Annotated in this window: 10 protein-coding genes, 1 tRNA gene and 1 pseudogene; 4 read left to right on the top strand and 8 right to left on the bottom strand. The window is 72.4% G+C overall.

The features are described from left to right. Window positions 1-44 precede the first annotated feature (44 nt). Window positions 45-2,699 carry a SpoIIE family protein phosphatase gene (locus tag ACU6P3_RS19745; protein WP_447193452.1) on the top strand — a complete coding sequence of 885 codons (2,655 nt, stop codon included), beginning with the start codon at window positions 45-47 and terminating at the stop codon, window positions 2,697-2,699. 21 nt (window positions 2,700-2,720) lie between these two features. Here ACU6P3_RS19745 and ACU6P3_RS19740 read toward each other — a convergent pair whose 3' ends face one another. The 4 genes from ACU6P3_RS19740 to ACU6P3_RS19725 form a co-directional block, all read right to left on the bottom strand. After that, window positions 2,721-3,392, bottom strand: coding sequence for an alpha-ketoglutarate-dependent dioxygenase AlkB family protein (locus ACU6P3_RS19740; RefSeq protein ID WP_447193451.1), 672 nt, complete (start codon window positions 3,390-3,392; stop codon window positions 2,721-2,723). Window positions 3,393-3,555: 163 nt separating this feature from the next. Next, the gene (locus tag ACU6P3_RS19735) at window positions 3,556-4,314 is read right to left on the bottom strand and encodes a 2OG-Fe(II) oxygenase (RefSeq protein ID WP_447197968.1); all 759 of its coding nucleotides are present in this window, start codon (window positions 4,312-4,314) and stop codon (window positions 3,556-3,558) included. A gap of 114 nt (window positions 4,315-4,428) precedes the next feature. After that, window positions 4,429-4,962, bottom strand: coding sequence for a methylated-DNA--[protein]-cysteine S-methyltransferase (locus ACU6P3_RS19730; RefSeq protein WP_447193450.1), 534 nt, complete (start codon window positions 4,960-4,962; stop codon window positions 4,429-4,431). 108 nt (window positions 4,963-5,070) lie between these two features. After that, window positions 5,071-6,771 carry a DNA-3-methyladenine glycosylase 2 family protein gene (locus tag ACU6P3_RS19725; protein ID WP_447193449.1) on the bottom strand — a complete coding sequence of 567 codons (1,701 nt, stop codon included), beginning with the start codon at window positions 6,769-6,771 and terminating at the stop codon, window positions 5,071-5,073. Window positions 6,772-7,231: 460 nt separating this feature from the next. Between ACU6P3_RS19725 and ACU6P3_RS19720 the strand changes: the two genes are divergently transcribed. Together ACU6P3_RS19720 and ACU6P3_RS19715 are read left to right on the top strand one after the other, a co-directional pair. Beyond that, window positions 7,232-7,304, top strand: a tRNA-Arg gene (locus tag ACU6P3_RS19720). Between the two features lie 199 nt (window positions 7,305-7,503). Beyond that, window positions 7,504-7,602, top strand: a pseudogene (locus ACU6P3_RS19715) (NUDIX hydrolase); the annotation flags it as partial. A 121-nt stretch (window positions 7,603-7,723) separates the two neighbouring features. Here ACU6P3_RS19715 and ACU6P3_RS19710 read toward each other — a convergent pair. Together ACU6P3_RS19710 and ACU6P3_RS19705 are read right to left on the bottom strand one after the other, a co-directional pair. Beyond that, window positions 7,724-8,005, bottom strand: coding sequence for a type II toxin-antitoxin system RelE family toxin (locus ACU6P3_RS19710; protein WP_447193448.1), 282 nt, complete (start codon window positions 8,003-8,005; stop codon window positions 7,724-7,726). 3 nt (window positions 8,006-8,008) lie between these two features. Further along, a complete protein-coding gene (locus ACU6P3_RS19705) occupies window positions 8,009-8,290 on the bottom strand; it encodes a type II toxin-antitoxin system Phd/YefM family antitoxin (protein ID WP_344280603.1) in 282 nt (93 codons plus the stop codon). A 583-nt stretch (window positions 8,291-8,873) separates the two neighbouring features. Here ACU6P3_RS19705 and ACU6P3_RS19700 point away from each other — a divergent pair. Next, on the top strand, window positions 8,874-9,320 hold the full coding sequence (locus tag ACU6P3_RS19700; RefSeq protein ID WP_447193447.1) for a hypothetical protein: 447 nt from the start codon (window positions 8,874-8,876) through the stop codon (window positions 9,318-9,320). Between the two features lie 50 nt (window positions 9,321-9,370). Here the strand turns inward: ACU6P3_RS19700 and ACU6P3_RS19695 are convergent, their stop codons facing one another. Then, window positions 9,371-12,256 carry a protein kinase domain-containing protein gene (locus ACU6P3_RS19695; RefSeq protein ID WP_447193446.1) on the bottom strand — a complete coding sequence of 962 codons (2,886 nt, stop codon included), beginning with the start codon at window positions 12,254-12,256 and terminating at the stop codon, window positions 9,371-9,373. Window positions 12,257-12,405: 149 nt separating this feature from the next. Further along, window positions 12,406-13,446 (bottom strand): LacI family DNA-binding transcriptional regulator, encoded by a 1,041-nt coding sequence (locus ACU6P3_RS19690; protein WP_447193445.1) that lies wholly within the window; start codon window positions 13,444-13,446, stop codon window positions 12,406-12,408. Window positions 13,447-13,521: the final 75 nt, after the last annotated feature.

Genomic DNA, 13,521 nt, shown 5'->3' with positions numbered 1-13,521 from the left:
CCGGGAGCGGGCGAGGCCGGGGCCCCTACTTGCCGGGACGAGTGATGAGCGACGAGCGACCAGCGCCCCCGAACGGTACGGAACCACCCTCGGAAGACCAGGACCAGAATAAGGACCGGGACCGGGGCCGGGGCCGGGAACAGGACCGGGGCCGGGATCGTACGCGGAACCAGGGCCGGGCTCGGGACGAAGGCCGGGACCGGGCTCAGGGCGAAGACCAGGAGCGCGAGCGCGGCGCCCCGGCCGCGGCGCTCCGGGAGTGGGCGCTGGACCAGATGCCCATCCTCATCGGCATCTACGACGACGAGGGCCGCCTGACGGGCGGCAGCGCCGAGGGGCGGCGCGTCATGAACTCCCAGGTGGGCCGCCTCGACGGCCTTCGCCCGACGGAGATCTACCCGGGCCCCGCCGCCGAGCAGCTCCAGGAGATGATGAGCCAGGTGCTCCGTACCGGGGAACAGGTGACCGCGGAGATGTTCACCGAGGCCCCGGGCGAAGGCCGGGCGCATGCCTGGTCGTCCATCGTCTACCCGCTGAAGGATCCCGCGGGGACGGTACGGGGCGTGGCTCTGGCCGCGCTCGACACCACGGCGCGGTACCGGGCCCGGCAGCGGCTGACCGTCGTGAACGCGGCCGGTGTCCGTATCGGCACCACCTTGGACGTGGCGCGGACGGCCCAGGAGCTGGCGGAGGTGGCGACCGAGCAGTTCGCCGACTTCGTCGCGGTGGACCTACTGGAACCTGTCGTCTCGTACGGTCCGAACAACGTCCGAGGAACGACACCGCCGGCACCACCGGGCCGTCCGGGGCCACCAGGACGGCCGGGGCCACCGGGACGGCCTCGGCACGCGCCGCCGCAGCCCCCGAAGCCGATGGAGCACCCGGAGCACCTCGAGCACCCGGGACCGGATGAATTCCCGGAGCCGACGGAGCCCCCGGCATCGACGGAGTCTCCGTGGCCGGTGGGGCCCCATGGACCGGTGGGACCTGCGGAACCCGTCGAGCCCCCGGCTCCGGTCGAGCCGCTGGGACCGGTAGAGCCCCTGGGACCGGTGGGGACCGCCGAGCCGGTGGTCCTGTGCCGGACCGCGCATCACTCGGTACTGCCCGGCTGCCCGGAGGCCGCGATCCCGACGGGTGAGGCCGAGCACTACCCCGAGGACTCCCCCATGGCCCGGACACTGGCCACCGGGAAGTCGGCGCTGTATCCGGTCGACAGCCCGGACATGCGGGCCTGGCTGGCGCGCGATCCGGCCCGCTCGGGGAAGGTCGCGGCGCACGGCATCCACTCGTTCCTCCTCGTACCACTGCTGGCGCGGGGCGTGCTGCTGGGGCTGGCCCAGTTCGTACGGCACCGCAGCCCGGACCCGTTCGACGCGGACGACCTGCTCCTCGCCGAGGAACTCGCCGCCAGGGCGGCCCTGTGCGTCGACAACGCCCGCCGCTACGCCCGCGAGCACGAGACCGCGCTGGCTCTCCAGCGCAGCATGCTGCCCCGGCGGACACCCCGGCAGGCGGCGGTGGAGGTGGCTTCCCGCTATCTGCCCGCGGGATCGGGCGCGGGGGTGGGCGGCGACTGGTTCGACGTCATCCCGCTCTCGGGCGCGAGAGTGGCGCTGGTGGTGGGGGACGTGGTGGGCCACGGCATCCAGGCGTCGGCGACCATGGGGCGGCTGCGTACGGCGGTTCGCACCCTCGCCGACGTGGACATGCCGCCCGACGAACTGCTCACCCACCTCGACGATCTCGTCCTGCGCCTCGAACGGGAGGAGGGCCCCGCCGCGGACGAGGACGGTGTACGGGGCACGGCCATGAGAGACGCGGGGGGCGTGGGGCGCATGGGGGGCATGAGGAGCATGCGTGGCAGCCGGGGTACCCGAAGTGCCGAAGGCGCCGCCGAGACCGAGCCGGTCGGCGCGGGCGGGACCGGCGCCACCTGCCTCTACGCCGTGTACGACCCGGTCTCCCGCCGCTGCACCATGGCCCGCGCCGGACATCCGGCCCCCGCCCTCGTGCGGCCGGACGGCACCGTCCACTTCCCCGACGTACCGGCCGGGCCGCCGCTGGGCCTCGGCGGGCTGCCCTTCGAATCCGCCGAGCTGGAACTGGCCGACGGCACTCTGATCGCCCTGTTCACCAACGGCCTCATCCAGACCGAGGCCCGCGACCTGGACATGGGCCTGTCCCGGCTGTCCCGCGTACTGGCCGCCGCCCCGCCCTCGCTGGAGCTGACCTGCGACAAGGTGGTGAACGCGCTGCTCTCCGGCCCGCCCTCGGACGATGTCGCGCTGCTGCTGGCCCGGACCCGCGGCCTGAACGCATCCCAGGTCGCCACCTGGGGCCTGCCCGCGGACGCGGAAGTGGTGGCCCAGGCACGGAAGATGACCGCGGCGCAGCTGTCGGTCTGGGGGCTGGAGGAGGTCTCGTTCGTCACGGAACTCGTGGTCAGCGAACTGATCACCAACGCCATCCGCTACGGCGTCCCGCCCATCCAGCTCCGCCTCATCCACGACACCGCCCTGATCTGCGAGGTCTCCGACGCCAGCAACACGGCCCCGCACCTGCGCCGGGCCCGGGTCTTCGACGAGGGGGGCCGCGGACTGCTCCTGGTGGCCCAGCTCACCGAGCGCTGGGGCACCCGGCACACGCAGCACGGCAAGACCATCTGGACGGAGCAGCCCCTTCCGTCGCCGTCCTGATCGGTGTGGCTCCTACTCTGCCTACTCGGTGTAGCGACCTTGGAGGCCGGTGACCCGCATGGTGATGTTCAGCCGCCCGGTCCTGAGCCCCGTGGCGGGGTCGGCGCTGCCTTCGTGGACCTTGGGCACGCCGTGGTAGACGTACCGGGACGGGCCTCCGAAGACGAACAGATCACCCGAGGCGAGTTCGATGTCGGTGTAGGGCTTGGTCCGGGTCTCGGTGTTGCCGACACGGAAGACGCATGTGTCGCCGATGGACAGGGAGACCACCGGGTCGGAGGACTTCTCGTCCTTGTCCTGGTGCATACCGAGCCTGGCCCGGCCGTCGTAGAAGTTGATCAGTGCGGTGTCGGGTGTGTAGGCGGCCGCGGCCGCCTCGTCGCCGTACGCCCGCAGGACGGCGCGGCGGCCCAGCCGGACCATCCAGTCGGGGAACTCGGCGACCCGCCGTCCGTTCACGTCGTCGGCGGTGCGCGTGTACCGGTAGGGCCGCCAGTGCCAGCCGATGCAAACCGTCCGTACCGACATGACGCCGCCGCGCGGCAGTGCCGTGTGCCGGATGGGGACCGGGCCGGTGGCCCACTCACGGCACGCCGCCACGAGCTCGCGCTGCTGGTCGAGGCCGAGCCAGCCGGGTACGTGCACCGCGCCCGGGGCGATCTCCATGGCCGGCCGTGGGATCAGCGCGCTCATCGGGCCGCCCCGGCGGGCAGGTCGTTCCGCACTCGACACCGGTCGTTCCGCATCCGACGAGCGTACGTCTCGCACGGATACACCGCGCGGGGCCGGTGGCCGGCCGCAGTCGCGGTGGCCTCGTCTGCGACGGCAGCCGGCACGAGAAGAGTCGCGGGAGGAGTCATGCCGCGTCGTGGAAGACGAGGCCCAGTGTGTGCCGCCGCCCGGAGCGCACGGTGCTCACGCCGTGTCGCATCGGTCCGGTCGACCAGCCGCGCCTGCTCGCCACGGGCCGGTCGCGGGTGGTGAAGACCAGCCCGTGTCCCTGCGGCAGGGTGGTGGCCGATCCCCTCGACTGCGCCCGCGGACGCTGTTCGGTCATGAGGAACTCGCCGCCGGTGAAGTCGGCTCCCGGCACGTCGAGGCCGACGACGACCTGGAGCGGGAAGAGCATCTCGCCGAACACGTCACGGTGCAGGGCGTTCCAGTCGCCCGCTCCGTACCGCAACAGGATCTGGGCGGACCTGGCCTGGCCGGCCTCGTGGCACATCTCGATCCACTCGCCCAGCGCGTCCGGCCACGGAGCGGGGTGTCCGAGCCTGGCCGCCCACTCCCGGGCGATGGGCAGCAGCCTCGGGTAGAACGCTTCGCGCAACTCCCGTACGGCGGCGGGGAGGTCGTGGGTGAAGTAACGGTACTGACCGGAGCCGAAACGGTGCCGGGCCATGTCGACCGTCGTACGGAAGTGCTCGGTCTTCTCGTACAGCGCGGAGATGTCCTGGCACTCGTCGGGGGTGAGAAGCGGGCCGGTCAGGCCGTGGCCGTACGCGTCGAGTTCGCCGGCGAGGGCGTCCCAGTCCTGTCGGCCGACGCGCTCGGCAAGGTGGCCGGCGGGGCGGCCGACGACGCGGTCGGCGCCAGGACCGGTCGGGACGGTCATGGTGTTGGCGTCGGTGTCCGTGAGGGTGTCGGCGTCGGTGTCGGTGTCGGTCATGATCGAGGGTCCTCTGATCCCTGGTGATGTCACTCCTGGCGAAGCCACGGCGCTACAGCGCTACGGCGTTTCGGGCGTTTCCGATGGCCTGGTGGTCCGGTGGGCGCTCTCCAGGTCCAGCAGCTGCCGCTTGCGCGCGAGACCGCCCGCGTAGCCGGTGAGCGCGCCGCTCGCGCCGATCACTCGGTGGCAGGGCCGGACGACCAGCAGCGGGTTGGCGCCGATCGCGGTGCCCACCGCGCGGACCGCGGCCCTCGGGGCGCCGATCCGCGCGGCGATCTCGCCGTAACTGAGGGTGGTCCCGTACGGGATGGCCTCCAGCGCCGTCCACACGCGCCGCTGGAAGTCGCTGCCACCGGTGACGTACTCGATGTCGAAGCGGGTGAGTCCGCCCTCGAAGTACGCGCGGAGCTGGGCGGCGATCTCGCTGAAGGCCTCCGGCTTCTCGATCCAGTCGTCCTGGACGACGGCACCGCGTTTCTGATCGGGTACGGACAGCGAGACGAGCGCGGTGCCGCCGCGCGCGGTGGCCGATTCCTCGCCCACCAGCAGCAGGTCGCCCAGGGGGCTGGGGGTCGTCGCGCAGAGGGTCATAGGACGTGCCTTCTTCCTGCTCTTCCTGCCATTCCTGCTCTTCCTGTCATGTCGTTCTCCTTGCGATCCTGGAGCGCGGCGGCCACGAGTGCTGGCGGATTTCGGACATCACACTGCGGGGGCGCGGCGCCGGTCTGCCGCGGCGTTCCAGAAATGGTGCATGGCGTACGTACGCCATGGCCGCCAGGCTTCGGCGTCGACCGGCTCGGCGCCCGCCAGGCGCATTCCGGCGCGGGCCGCGACGTCGCCCGTCAGCAGGACGTCCGGGTCGCCCAGCGCGCGCATCCGGACGTAGCCGGCTGTCCAGGGGCCGATGCCGGGCAGTGCCAGCAGGGCCTTCTCGGCCTCGTCCCGGTCGGCGCCCGCGTCGAGGAGGACCGTACCGGCGGCCAGCGCGCCGGCGACTCCGCGCAGGGTGCCTCTGCGGGAGTCGGGCATGCCGAGCTCGGCCAGGGACGCGTCGGCCAGGTCGTCTGGCGTGGGGAAGAGGTGGGTGAGGCCGCCGTCGGCCGCGGGCAGGGGCCGGCCGTAGGCGGCCACCAGCGCGCCGCCGAGTTTCCGCCCGGCGGCGACGGAGACCTGCTGGCCCAGCACCGCGCGGACGGCGAGTTCGTGGGGGTCCGCGGCGCCCGGCGCACGGAGCCCGGGCCGCAGGGCGACCAACGGCGCCAGGGCCCGGTCGGCGCCGAGGCGTTCGGCGACGGCGTAGGGGTCGGCGTCCAGGTCGAACAGGCGCCGTATCCGGTGGGTGGCGGTCGTCAGGTCGCGCAGGTCCGTCAGGTGGAGTCGGCACTCCAGCCAGCCCGCGCCGAGCCGCTCGGCGACCTCGGCGACACCGCTTCCGTGCGGGAGCCGCAGGGTGCGCCGGTAGGTACGCCCGCCCGGTGCGCCGGTGACCTCCTCGACACCGGTGACGGCGCGGGCGGCGAGGTGGTCGAAGACCTCGCGAACGGCGTAGGGACCACGGTGGGCCAGCCGCAACGGCACTCCGGCCGGGGCCGCCCCGGGCTCCGGGCGTGCTTTTCCGGGCGCCCTGCCCGCTTTACCGGGCGCCGCGTCCATGGGCCCGAACACCGGGCCGGCCGGGCCTGCTCCTCCGGGCACCCGGCCCGCTTTACCGGGCGCCTTATCCACGGCGCCGGACTCCGCCCCGGCCGAGCCCCGCGCGGCAAGCCGGCCCGAGCCCGCCGATCCGTGCCGGGAGGCCCCGGCCCCGTGCCGGGAGGCGTGGCCCGGTTTGGCAGCGCGCAGCGCGCTCGGGGTGACCGCGTAGATCGCGCGGACGGTGTCGTTGAACTGCCGCACGCTCGCGAACCCGGCCGCGAACGCGATCTCCGCGGCCTGCATGGAGGTGGTCTGCAGCAGTATCCGCGCGGTGTGCGCCCGCTGCGCCCTCGCCAGCGCGATCGGCCCGGCGCCGACCTCGGCGTTCAGCTGCCGCTGCACCTGCCGTGCGCTGTAGCCCAGCCGGTCGGCAAGTCCGGCCACGCCCTCCCGGTCGACGACACCGTCACCGATCAGCCGCATCGCCCGGCCGACCACGTCCGCCCGCACGTTCCACCCGGCGGACCCGGGCACCGCGTCCGGCCGACAGCGACGGCACGCCCGGAACCCGGCGCCCTGGGCGGCGGCAGCGGTGGGGAAGAAACGCACGTTCCGCCGCTTGGGAGTGGTGGCCGGGCAACTGGGGCGGCAGTAGATCCCGGTCGTGGCGACCGCGAAGAAGAACTCGCCGTCGAAGCGTGCGTCCCGGCTGCACACCGCCTCGTACCTGCTGTCGTCGTCGCTCGTCCTGTCGTCGCTCGTCACCCTTCCAGCATGCGGCGCCTCCCGGCACGAAGCTGGCGGAAAACGGACATGACACTAGGCGACGCCGACTCGGCCCGTCCGCCGAAAGCGAGGCTCGCGCACCGGTACCGTCCCGGACCGCGGGACACCGGAAGCAGCAAGCCGAAAGCCTGTGCCGCCACAGACCTGACGCCGCCGGCCGGACCAGGAACACCGCTCCCAGACGACTCCCGGGACGGGACAGAGCATCGGCCGCCCCGGGCCCAGCGACACCGAGCCCCGACGGCCCGCGCCGCGATCTCCCTGCTGACCCGGCCGCGCAGAACCCGGCCCAGGCCCGATGATCGCCAGTCCACCACCCGCTACACTGTCGGCGGTGGCACAGCCCCAACCGGCCGTACCACCACAGCGCTGTTGGGTCCACGCTGAGCGGGTTCATCCGTCACCGGTTGAATCAGGAAGCACGCCCCTACAGATCCCCGCCTCCGTAGCTCAGGGGATAGAGCACCGCTCTCCTAAAGCGGGTGTCGCAGGTTCGAATCCTGCCGGGGGCACAGCAAGAAGGGTCGGCCCAGGAGGGGTTTCCTCCCAGGCTGGCCCTCAGTCGTTCCGGGCGCCGCGCCACACGCGTGCCACGACCTCCGCTCGGAGCCCGCTCCGGGATGGTCCGAGGCCCCTTCGCTGTGCGGGGAGGTGGTAGTTGAGGACGTAGGCGTCGGCGGCCATGACCGTGTCGCACACCACCACCGCGCGGCCGAGCTGGCCGACGAGGCCTGCGCGATCCGCGTTCTCGACGCGCTGGACGCCACGTCCCCGCCCGCCGTACGCACCCACGGCAACGTGAAACTCATCCAGGGCAACCTCTCACGAGTGGGTATCTCGCGGGTTCCGCAGTCGCCTGCACAGACGAAACGAAGGACGCACGCTCCCGTGTCCCACAGAGGGCCGCCGACACCGACTGCGTGGCCGAGTCCTACGGAACCTGGCGGTAGACGTCGCGGCGGTTGCCGACGGCCGGGACCCACACGATGAGTTGGCCGTTCTCGGCGGTATAGACGATGCGGTAGTCACCGACCCTGAGTCGCCAACGAGCGTTGTGCCCTTGAAGGGCTTTGATGTCGAACGCAGTCGTATCGCCGGCATCCATCGCCTTCTGAAGTTCAGTGAGCCGATACAGGACACGCAGGGCGTCCGGGCGCGGGATCTTGAGCATGTCCCGCTGGGCGTGCGGCGTGAAGCGCGTGATGTGCCCCATGGGTCAGCCCTCATTGGCACGGAGCAAGGCAGCCATCTCTTCGAGCGAGACCGACCCTTCCGTGCCCTCGGACTCGGCTTCGTCGGCCAGCCGGTTGAGCCACGCCTCTTCAGCTTCTTCAGCGATCTGTCGCAGGCGCTGGTACTCCTGGATATCGATCACGACAGCTTCATGCTTGCCGCGCCGGGTGATGATCGTCGGGGTTTCCTCCCGGCGAGCGCGATCGATGACGTCGGCGAGGTGACTGCGAACCTCGGCCATGGATTCAACCACCGGATCACTCATGTCATTAATGTAGCAGATGTACATGAAGGACCAGATCCGTCCGCTGGCGTACGCCCCCTTCAGTGTCTGCGCACCACGAGGACCTCACTGCGCCCCGCAGGGGCTCACGACGGCTCGCCGACTGGCCGGCCTGTGTCGTGACTCCTCCCCAGGCTCTCGGCCTCAGGCGCACAGCACCCTGGCGCGACGCCCCAGGGCGGATCCCGCTGAAGTCGTTCGGCATCGTGCTCACAGACTCGCCGTTCAGCATGAGCGACCCCGGCCGCGAAGAACGCCGCGAGGGGCGTCCCGGGCCTTGACCCAGTCGTCCCGGACGTTGCTCCGCCGCAGCTGCCCGCCCTGCGGCCCGCCTAAGCCCAAGGCCGTGTCGTCCAAGGAGCGCGTCGATGCGCGCGGGGTGTCCAGTTACATCGCGGCCGCCGCTGCTCATCAGGACGCCATGGACCGACTGCGCGAGCTGGCTGAAACACCTCGAAGAAGAACACGGCGCCGTGACGGACGACGAGCAGCAGGCAGCGCTGGACCGCATCGTCGCGATTGACGGCTGGCACGACGAGCAGCGCTCGCATTCGGACGGGGGAGCGTGAGCCGCAGCGTCCGAGCGAAACTGCACCGGCCGCGACAGCGCGTCTTCGTATTCGACTCCGACGCCCTCGCCAAGGCGCTTCAGGGCGATCGGGAGATGGCCGCACTGATCAAAACGGCTCCGCGGCTCGACATCCCGATCGTCACGTCGGCGCTCACGACCTTGGAGGCGTGGGACCCTCGCGAGACGTCGAAGCAGGCGCTGTGGAACCGGACGCTGTCCCGGATCCGCGTCGTGCACACGGACGACCAGGTGATCGCCATGGCGCGCGAGATGCTGAAGGCAGCCGGTCCGCATGGTCACAAGTACGCCATCGACGCCATTCCGGCGGCTGTGGCAGGGCGGGAAGCCGTGCAGGCAGCTGAGGCGACCGTCTTCACGTCCGACACCGACCACATGGCTCAACTCCTCGCGGGACACTCGGTGCGAGTCGAGAAGGTCTGACCAAACGCCGCCGCACCCTCTTCATGGCGTTTCCCGGTCCGCGCCCGGGCTCACCCCGTGCCTGCCGACTTCAGCACCGCCAGCAGCGTACGGGCGTCCCGCACGGTGGGGTGTTCCTCACCAAGGTGGACAGTGGCGTCGTTCACGACCTGCTCGGCGTGGGAGACTCCGCCGGGCCGGTCGCAGCCGAGCATGGCGTGTGACACCCGTAGACGCAGGGTCAGGGGGTGGCGCGCGCCCAGCCGGGCTTGGGCCTCGTCGAGGAAGGTGCCGCATCCTCGACGCGCCTGCCCCATGGGCATGCCCTCCTGTTCGCGTTCCCAGCGATGGACCCGGGCCGCCAGCTCGTCGGCCGCTTCGTCGAGCGTCTCCGTGGGGGCGGCGGCGCCGGCATGCGTGCCGGACCGGCGCGAGGGCGTGGTGACCGCGGTGGCGGAGGCCTCGACGGTGTCGACGGCGTCGGAAGCCTGCGGCACGGCCCATGTGGTGTCATCGGCGGCGTGAACCCGGGTGTGGGCGAGCGTCTCGTAGTGGCGGGTCGCGGGCACGGTGGCGTGCTCCTCGACGAGAGCCCGCGCCTGCTCCGGCAGCGGCGGCGGATCGATCCTGCCCTCACCGGATCCGGGAACCAGTGCCTCGGCCACCTCACCGGCCGTCGGCCGTCGGTCCGGGTCGGGGCGCAGGCACCACCGGACCACCTCCGCGAAGTCCCGCGGCAGTCCGGCGAGGTCGGGTGTGCCGGCCCGGATGCCCGCGACCACGGACGGCGTGTCCTGGCCCCAGGGGCTGCGCCCCAGAGCAAGGCGGGCCAGGACGGTGCCCAGGGAGAACACATCGCTGGCAGGCGTGAACGTGCGCTGCTCACGCAGTTGCTCGGGAGAGGCGTACGCGTAGGTGCCGACGAAGCCGCGCCGTGGCTCGGTGAGCCTTTCGATCTGGGCGATGCCGAAGTCGATGACGCGTGGGCCGTCCTCGGTCAGCAGCACGTTGGCCGGTTTGAGGTCGAGGTGCACGATGCCCTCGGCGTGGATGGCGCTCAGGGCGAGGGCGATGCCCGCCCCCAGCGTGCGCACCAGGTCGACGTCCAGCCGTCCGCAGCGCTCGGCGAGTTCCCGCAACGAGGGGGCGGCCACGTACGGCACCGCCATCCACGGGATCGGCCCGTCGGTGTCCGCCGCGATCACCGGCACGGTGAACCGCCCGTCGACCCGCTGGGCCGCCCGTACCTCGTGGGCGAAGCCCCGCTTGATCGGGGGAGCCGCGGCGAGGTGCGCGTGCAGCGTCTTGACCGCGACCATCAGCCCGTCGGGATCCTGGCACAGGTAGACCCGGCCGAAGCCGCCCTCGCCGACGCTCTCCAGCACCTCGTACGTGCCGAAGGCGGGTGGCCGGTCCGCCCCGTCCGGCACGGCCGCGGGCCGCGCTCGCTCCATCTCCCGCCAGGTCCCGATGGCTACGGCCCGAGGGTGCACCGCGATCCGGCCGTCACCCGTGGCCCCCGCGGGCGTCTCCTTGCGCGCGTCCCGTTCACCCGTCGCGGCCTGCAGGCCGTGCTCGTCCCGCTCGTCCCGCTCGTCCTTCATCACGACGATCCGCGCCGTCTCCGGTTCGCCCTCCGCGAAGACGTACGCCTGGATCTGTACGTTCTCGTCACTCAGGCGGGACACGTAGACGCCGGGCATCCCCAAGCGCTCGCACACGGATGCCTCTTCGGGGGTCGGCCGCAGGTCGCCGCGGGCGAAGCAGAGGGCCGTCGCCTCGTACCCCTGCCGCGTCACGTCCCGCAGTACAGCCGCCCACTGCTCCGTCGTCCACGCGCGCCATGCCGGGTCGTCCGCGCCGTCGTCCGCACCGCCGTCCACGCCGTCGTTCACGACCGCGAGGCAGGTCGCGTGGGACGCGCCGGGCTCCCGCGCCAGCACCGCGCACGCCGTGTCCGGCGCGGCCTGCGCCGTCTCCCCCAACAGCGTCGCGGTCCGTTCCGCGACGCGCAGCACCGTACGCGTGGCCATCCGGGCGAGCTCGTCGCGCTGCCGGGACAGGGCGTCGTACGCCGGCGAGCCCGGCAGCCGGCCCTGAAGCTCCATGCACGCGAGCACCCTGCCGAAACAGTCGACAGCCGTCGCGTGGTCCTCCGCCGCCACGGCCGCCTTCGCCTGCGCGACGCGCGCGGAGAGGACCTGGGAGCTGCCCGCGCCATGGAGCTCCTCGGACCGTACGGCTATCTCCCCGTACATCCGGCCGGCGCGCGCGAAGTCTCCGGCGGCTTCGACCGCGGCGGCCGTCGCGAGGAGGTCCCGCAGCCCTTCGTGGCCGCCCTCATTGCCGAACGGCAGCACGCCGGCGACCTCGGCGTAACGCTGACGGGCGATGTGGACGAGCTGGTGGCCCGGGCCGAGTTCCTGCTGGGCGGTCTGCAGCATCTGGGAGAACGCGCGCAGGGCGGCCGCGTTGTCACCGCTCTTCTGCTGCCAGTAACCCACCTCGCACAGCAGGGTGAGCGCCTTCTCCGTACGGTTCTCCCGCTCGGCCGACCGGCGCATCGCCTCGTAGCGGCGTACGGCCTCCTCGGGGCGGCCCGACCGGCCGTGCCAGTGGGCGAGTTGGTGCCGGGCCAGTTCGGTGTCCGGGTGGCGTGGCCCCTGGATCAGCTCCCGGTCGGTCAACAGGCGGACGAACAGCTGGACCGCGGCTTCGGCCCGGCCGGACTCACCCGTCCAGTGGGCCAGTTGATGCCGCAACGCCAAGGTGTCGGTGTCGCGCGGTCCCAGAACGTTCTCCGCTCGCGCGACCAGTTCCGCGTAGCGTTCGGCGGCCACCCCCGCGTTGCCCTGACGGCCCATCACCTCGGCCGCCCCTCTCCCCTCCCGCAGCGCCGCGACGAACTGCTCACGGGGAACCGTCGTCGTCTCGCGTCGTCTGCCAGGCCACCTCATCAAGCCACCCCCACTGTCGCCCCCGGCCACGTACAGAGTGGCCAGTATGCTCCACCCAAACGTTTGGGCCAATCGTTTGGGCGACACTTGTCCGTGAGGTTCCGCGGGCCTGAACTGACGGCTGGCCAGGCGGAGTTACCCCTTCCCACTCATCGCAGGCTCGGCCCGACCGGCGTGCCGGTGGACGCCCGGACCACGAGATCGGGCGTGAGCACCTCCGAGGCGACGGGCTCGCCCGCGATACGGCGGAGCAGCAGCCGGACGGCGCGTCTGCCCTGCTCGGCCATCGGCGAGTGGACGCTGGTGAGCGGGACGGGCAGTTCCGCGGCGAGGGGGGTGTCGTTGAACCCGGCCAGCGCGAGGTCCTCCCCCAGCCGCAGACCCAGGTCACGGGCGGCGCCCATGGCGCCGATCGCCGCGAGGTCGTTGACGGCGAAGATCGCGGTCGGCCGGTCGGACCCGCCCAGCAGTTCGACGGCGGCCCGGTGCCCGCCGGCCGTGTCGAAGCGGCAGTGCCGCACCCGGTGGGCGGGCACGGGCAGGCCGGCCTCGCGGTAGCGGTCGGTGAAGCCGGTGGTGCGGTCGGCGCCGGTGCTGGCGAAGGGTTCACCGGCGATGACGGCCACCTGGCGGTGCCCCAGGGCCAGGAAGTGCTCGGCCACGAGCCGGCCGCCCAGGCGGTCGTCGCAGGTGACCGTCTGGTGGCCGGTGTCGGTACGACGGTTGACGAGCACGAAGGGCGTGCCGTCCAGAGCCGGGTCGGCCACCGCGGCCCCGTCCAGGTGTGCGTCGCCGATGATGAGGCCGTCCACCCGGCGGCCCAGGACCATCGCGATCCGCTCGCGCTGGGTGGCGGGGTCGTCGTGGGTGTTGGTGACGAAGGTGGAGAGCCCCCGCCGGGTCGCCTCCTCCTCCACGCCCTCGTAGATGGTGGCCACCACGATCTCCGACAGCCGGGGGAAGAGCACACCGACCAGGTTGCTGCGGCGGGTGCGCAGGCTGGTGGCGTGCGGGTTGGGGCGGTAGCCGAGTTCGTCGGCCAGCTCGCGGATCCGTCGCGCCGTCTCGCCCGAGGCCGCGCGGCCCTGCTCCCCGGTCGAACCGTTGAGGACGCGGGAGACCGTCGAGACGTGCAGCCCGAGCCGTTCCGCGATCCCGCGCAGTGTCACCGGACCGCCGTCGCCCGCCATACCCGTCTCCCACCTCGCCGTTCTGAACCGCCCCCATTCTCCCCGACGGCGCACCTCGCGGGGCCGGCCGGGCAA

Source organism: Streptomyces hebeiensis, from assembly GCF_052983195.1.
The sequence above is the reverse complement of the archived record's forward strand: the minus strand, read 5'-3'. Positions and strand labels throughout refer to the sequence as shown.